Raw genomic sequence first — 4,589 nt, 5'->3', positions numbered from 1 at the left:
ATAATGCTTCAACCCGCATTCCAGCCGCCTGCCCCGCTATTTCAGCTTCCCACCGCGCCCTTACGAACAGCAGAGGTTCTACCACATTGCAATTTTTTTTCGCGCGTAGCAGTTAGAAGTTGGCGGGTATCGGAGGTTTGAAAGCAGGGAAGTTGGAAACTGAACAATGCAATCACTATCTGATTGCATACTTCCAAACCCTTTAGCTAAAATAAACTCTGCACAATGGACGTATGAAAACACACCTTTCATCGAATAGAGAGAAGAGAAATGAAAAAAGGCAGTAATTGTCTCAGAATGTCTCATTTGCTATAATTCTTAGACAATTTTAACTAGATGTTTCATCAAAAAAGAATAAATTCGGTAGTATAAACTCTATGTATAGTAGTTTAAAACTACTGTTTATAAAAAACAGCATTCAATAGCGCCAAAACCCGTATTTTTGAATAAATAGCATTATTATGAGAGATGGAGAAGAATCAGAATTCACCGTTTTGGAGAGTTAAAAAATAGGTAGAAATCTTTCCATGTTCAGAAAACTGGGAGACAGGAAAGCGATTGAAGTAGCAGAATATTGAGGAATTAAGGAAGCGACCAATACAAAGTATGAGCGGGGAGAGAGCATAATCACCGTTGATTTAATTCAAAAAGTTGCTGAGTTCTTAAATGTGTATCCTCTGCATTTAATTTCAGCTCAACCAGATCACGTAATAGAGCATCATACTAATTCGCCTGTATCTATAAACTCCAATAATAATTGCACCACAATAAGCAAACCGAAGTAATGATGAAGATGATGCAGGTGAATGAGGTGATAAGATACTGGAGGGGAAGTGAGTTACCCTTCACTCATGAGAATAATGTAGGTATGATTAGCAACTTGGAACAAATAAACAAGTCATGAAGTATGAACTAAAAATAGCGCATGCATTAGATACTGATGGCAGCATTGACCTGCAGAGGCTTTCCAATATCTCAGAGGGTTTGAGGAAAATAGCGGAAGGGGCTTTAATGCTTAGGTTAAAGGGACTGAGTAAAGCCAAAAAGACCTTAAAACTGGAGGAAGCACTGAAAGTAACTTTGACGGGCATTGAGAAAGGAAGTACCATTTTATGTCTTCAAAGTGAGCCCTTTGAAAAGACCCTCCCCTCTTTTCAAACGGATCTGTTCAGAATAGAGCACCAACATGACCTGCCCCAAAAAACCGCAATAAGCTTGGTGGTTGAATCCTTCATGGCGGCTTTGCAAAGTCCTGAGGAGAGTGAACTGTTGGACAAACCCCTACTTAAGGAGCTGATAAACTTTAAAAGATCTTTTAAGGGTGATGAGGAAGTTTTTTCTATAAAGAATGAGGGAAGCATTTCAGAATTTTCACTCAGAAAATCTGATTTCAAACAGATTCAGGTAATAGAAGAAGAAATACCATCTTCAGAAGGAACCATAATCAATGGAAGAATAGAGGAGTTGAAATTCAGCACCCAAAAAGTAAGAATTTTGACTAAGGAGGGACTGGTGGATGCTTTTTTATCGGAAAAATTCGATACCGATAAAATCAAGGATTGGTGGGGCAAAGAGGCAACCGTAGTAGGAACGAAGCACTATAAGCCCGGAAAAAGATTTGCCGTAGAAATAGAGCAGTTATTTGATCAGGCTGATGGTGATGGGTTTTTCTCCAAGAAACCGAGGCATGAAAATCTGGAGGAGCAGATTAACAGACAATTAAAAGGAGGAAAAGAAACTAACCCTCTGAAGCTGATTGTTGGTTCCTGGCCTGGTTCAGAGACTGACGAAGAGTTTGAAACTTTACTTAAGGATCTGGGTGTATGAAAAAAATCCTCCTTGACACCTCCCTGATTCTACATTATATGAGAGGAGATGCTACTTTCCGAAAGGTGGAGGAGGAACATCACTTATTGACTGATCCAGGCTCCATTATTTTACTTTCTGCAATCAGCATTGGGGAAATTGAGGGTTTTTTCCTTAGAAAGGATTACGGTGAAAAACAAACTGAGCGCTGGAGAAAGCTTTTGGAAAAATCTATCATTTTGTCAATAGATGGAAGAGATGAAAAGTTGATGCAAGCTTATGCTGCTATACAGGGGTATTGCCAAAATAACCACCCAAGATTGAATGCAGCAAATTCTAAAATCATTGGGCAAAATGATATGTGGATAGCTGCCACCACCTATGTCATAAATGCAACACTTTTTACTAAAGACAAGGATTTTGTTCATTTGAAGGATGTATTTATTAAACTGGTAACTATCGATTGAATCCCAGGATGATTAACGCTTAGCAGAAGATGACTGTCAGGAGATTCCAACATCTAAAATGTATGATAAAGTGAAGCCACCCTACTCTACTTTTCTAATTAAAGAAATGTCTAAATATATAATCTTGTTTTTTCTGATGGCATTTATCCAAAATGCAAACTGCCAGGAACTTGTACCGCTGAATGCTCACAAATTCTCTATAAAAGACACATTGAAGTATAAGCCTAGCTTTTATGGTCAAATAACTGAAGATTCCGACAGTTTGTATAGTTTTAAAACGTTTGACACCCTAGGCAATTTAAGCAGTATAAGCCGAACATGGCTGGTAAAAGAAAAGAAGCATAAGGTTCCTGTAAAAACCCAATCCGTCTCATTCTCTAACTCGGGAGATACTCTCCAGATGAGTGTAATTGATTTGTTAGAACAAAATGAAAGAATCTTTCATTATGATGAGGGGGTAATATTCTCCGAAGTTTACAGGGAGAAGTCATATTTTATTTCAGGATGGGAAATATCTCCTGAGGGCAATAAAAAATTATCCTTAGATGAGCACAGGTTTACCCCAAGGCTGATGAATATTGATGAATTAGGCATATGGTTAAGGGAAAATATGAAATATCCTAAACTAGCTCGTCGTAAGGGAATTGAAGGGACTATATATATGATTTTGACAGTCGACAGTGAAGGTAATGTAAAAGAAATGGAAGTAGGAAACCCAGAATTTGAGCCACTTTTCGCTACTGAAGCACTTAGAGTACTGGCTAATTTTGAGTGGGATTTTGAACCAAAAGAAGATAGATTAGGAAATCCTGTTGAGGGAATAGCAGTCCAACCCATTCTATTTAAAATGAGCAATTTATTTTAGTGAAGTTGTTGGTTACCCCCGATCCCTAAAGGGGAGAGTGGAATTTGCTGATTGATCAATATAAAATTTAAAATTAGAGGAGGTTCCGCCACGGCGGACAGGTGTTGGTTGGCTACAATTTAAAATAAAGGAATTGAGAATTTAAAATTTAAAATGAGTGGAAGTTCGGGGCTTGTTCTTTATCTGGTAGTAGTTGAGTCTAGCTTCTGGAGAAGCAGGACAACAGAAAGGAAATGATCTGTGAGAAACGAAGGGAGGCGAGCCAGATGGTTTCTTTCTTGTCACTTTTGAGCCCAAAAGTAACCAAAAGGCTTGCTGAAATAATGCTTCAACCCGCATTCCAGCCGCCTGCCCCGCTATTTCAGCTTCCCACCGCGCCCTTACGAACAGCAGAGGTTCTACCACATTGCAATTTTTTTTCGCGGGTTGTTGGTTGTTTGTTGTGGGTTGTTACAATTTAAAATGAAGGAATTAAGAATTTAAAATGGTGAGAGATCTGGAATTTGGAGAGCATGCCGTAGGTATGCAAGATGGGTAGCACCGGGTTTTAACCCGGTGTATAGGAATATAATAGGTAACCAGCGCTGGCCCGAAATCGTCATTCGGAGACGAAGGCATTATGCCAGCAAGATGGAAACGGAGGAAATTAAGAATTTAAAATGAAGGAATTTAAAATTTAAAATGAATGAAAGTTGTCGGTTGGCGATTGGCGTTTGCGGTGATAGTTGGATATGAGGAGCATGCTGAAGGCATGCAATATTAATAGCCCAGGGTAAGGAGGTACGACGCAGCCCTGGGTTGAATCGGAGCATGATATTTTAACAGCGCTGGCTCGGAATCCTCTAGTGGAGATGTGGCATTTTGCCAGCAAGATGGAAACCGAATCGATATAGGATTTCGGATGTGAGATCCATATCATCTTCTCTGATACTTTTGAGCCCAAAAGTAACCAAAAGGCTTGCTGAAATAATGCTTCAACCCGCATTCCAGCCGCCTGCCCCGCTATTTCAGCTTCCCACCGCGCCCTTACGAACAGCAGAGGTTCTACCACATTGCAATTTCTTTTCGCGGGTGGCAGTTAGAAGTTGGCGGGTATCGGAGGTTTGAAAGCAGGGAAGTTGGAAACTGAACAATGCCGTAGGCATGTCAAATTTGTAGCGCCGGGTTTTAACCCGGTGTTTAAGAATATAGTTGTAAACCAGCGCTGGCCCAGAATCGTCTAGCGGAGACGCGGTGTTGTGCCAGCAAGATGGAACCAGAATTGATTTCGGATTTCTTTGGTAAGAAAAAATGGTCTATGAGACACAGACCATGGATGGAGATAGCTGGTGTTGGGTTACCGATGTTAGTTGATAATAATGATGAATGTAAAATTTCGAATATCGAATGATGAAGTAGGAAGAGGTCAAGAAATAGGATTGTAGTCAATAGGCTGGGGTTTCAACCCCAGC

General features: G+C 40.0%; 4 protein-coding genes. All 4 read left to right on the top strand.

The window, feature by feature from the left end; genetic code table 11:
- Window positions 1-581 precede the first annotated feature (581 nt).
- The 4 genes from QOL76_RS21250 to QOL76_RS21165 all read left to right on the top strand — a co-directional run bounded on the left by QOL76_RS21250 (window position 582) and on the right by QOL76_RS21165 (window position 3,138).
- Window positions 582-785, top strand: a complete 204-nt coding sequence (locus QOL76_RS21250; protein WP_346771425.1) for a helix-turn-helix domain-containing protein — start codon at window positions 582-584, stop codon at window positions 783-785.
- A 115-nt stretch (window positions 786-900) separates the two neighbouring features.
- Entirely contained in the window at window positions 901-1,827 is a 927-nt protein-coding gene (locus QOL76_RS21175) for a hypothetical protein (protein WP_283414958.1), read from the top strand.
- Window positions 1,824-2,273, top strand: coding sequence for a type II toxin-antitoxin system VapC family toxin (locus QOL76_RS21170; RefSeq protein ID WP_283414957.1), 450 nt, complete (start codon window positions 1,824-1,826; stop codon window positions 2,271-2,273). The genes QOL76_RS21175 and QOL76_RS21170 overlap by 4 nt, the downstream gene beginning before the upstream one ends.
- A 136-nt stretch (window positions 2,274-2,409) precedes the next feature.
- Window positions 2,410-3,138 carry an energy transducer TonB gene (locus QOL76_RS21165; RefSeq protein WP_283414956.1) on the top strand — a complete coding sequence of 243 codons (729 nt, stop codon included), beginning with the start codon at window positions 2,410-2,412 and terminating at the stop codon, window positions 3,136-3,138.
- Window positions 3,139-4,589: the final 1,451 nt, after the last annotated feature.

Source organism: Algoriphagus winogradskyi (assembly GCF_900182815.1).
Taxonomy (GTDB): domain Bacteria; phylum Bacteroidota; class Bacteroidia; order Cytophagales; family Cyclobacteriaceae; genus Algoriphagus; species Algoriphagus winogradskyi.
This window is presented reverse-complemented; position numbering and strand designations above follow the sequence as displayed.

Coding starts and splice junctions, on each gene's coding strand:
- QOL76_RS21175 (WP_283414958.1), top strand. CDS start 901: ATGAAGTATGAACTAAAAATAGCGCATGCATTAGATACTGATGGCAGC.
- QOL76_RS21170 (WP_283414957.1), top strand. CDS start 1,824: ATGAAAAAAATCCTCCTTGACACCTCCCTGATTCTACATTATATGAGA.
- QOL76_RS21165 (WP_283414956.1), top strand. CDS start 2,410: ATGGCATTTATCCAAAATGCAAACTGCCAGGAACTTGTACCGCTGAAT.